Raw genomic sequence first — 1,339 nt, forward strand, 5'->3', positions numbered from 1 at the left:
CATGTAGGGGCCCTGGCCGGTACAAGATGAGAGTTACCACACTGACATCTGACCGAACCAGGACCCTACCGTGAACCCTACTGGCAACCTCGTCGCCGACACCATCTGCCGCACCGCAGAAATCGGACTGACCATCACCGACGCCGCTGACGTCGGCGCCCTCACCATCATCAACGCCTCCCCAGTGGACATCTCCGACACATGCCCGGACTGCTCCACCCCAGGGACAAAACGAGATCATGTCCAACGCCGCCTCGTCGACCTCCCGGTCGTGGGGTTCCCCACCCGCCTGCACGTCCGGGTTCCCCGCTTCACGTGCACCAACCCCACCTGCAGCCGGAAGATCTTCCAGGCCTCGCTGCCGTGCGCCGACGATGGAGCGAAAATGACCCACCGGGTCACCCGCTGGATCCTCCAGCGCCTCGCGGTCGACCGAATGAGTGTCACCGCGACGGCCAAGGCTCTCGGGGTGGGCTGGCAGCTGGTCAACAGTGTTGCCGTCACCGCGGCCCGCAGCCTCGTCTACGCTGATCCGGGCCATCTGTCCGGGGTGCGGATCCTCGGGGTTGACGAGCACGTCTGGAAGCACACCCGCCGGCCCGGGGAGCCGTCCTCGATGGTCACGGTGCTGGTGGATCTGACCCCGCTGGTCGACGGGTCCGGCCCGGCCCGGCTGATCGACATGCAGCCTGGCCGCAGTGCACAAGTGCTGAAGAGCTGGCTGAATGAGCGCGAACCGGGCTTTCGGGACGCCGTCGAGGTCGTGACGATGGATGGGTTCACTGGCTACGCCACCGCCGTGGACCAGTCCCTACCCGCGGCGAGGAAAGTCATGGACCCGTTCCACCTCATCCACCTGGCCGCCGACAAGCTCACCGGGTGTCGGCAACGCCTGCAGCGCGAAACGACCGGCCGGCGCGGGCGGAAGAACGATCCACTGTACAAGCACCGGCGGGCCCTGCTGACCAGAACCGATTTCCTCACTGAGCGGCAGAGACAACGCCTGGAGTTGTTGTGGGCCACCGATGACGACTACGTCGCCCTGCAGGTGACCTGGGGGTTCTACCAGGAGTTGATCAGCGCGTACGGGCACCCCAAGAAGCAGGAGGGCCGGAAGTTGATGAGCAAGGTGATCAACGCGTTGCGCAAGGGACTACCGAAGGGACTCGAGGAGTTGGCGCAGTTGGGTCGGACGTTGTGGCGCCGGCGGGATGACATTCTGGCGTTCTTCGACGTCGGCGCGTCGAACGGCCCGGTCGAGGCCATCAATGGACGGTTGGAGCATCTTCGTGGCATCGCCTTGGGGTTCAGGAACCTGGACCACTACATCTTGCGGTCA

The 1,339-nt window shown here is 65.1% G+C and carries 1 protein-coding gene; it reads left to right on the forward strand.

Features of this window, described 5'->3' with window-relative positions:
- Window positions 1-70 precede the first annotated feature (70 nt).
- Window positions 71-1,339, forward strand: a 1,269-nt coding sequence (locus ACTXPP_RS14075; RefSeq protein ID WP_443342734.1) for an ISL3 family transposase, incomplete at its 3' end; no start/stop codon positions are given.

It is taken from the genome of Candidatus Corynebacterium faecigallinarum, from assembly GCF_052264515.1.
Classification (GTDB): Bacteria; Actinomycetota; Actinomycetes; order Mycobacteriales; family Mycobacteriaceae; genus Corynebacterium; species Corynebacterium faecigallinarum.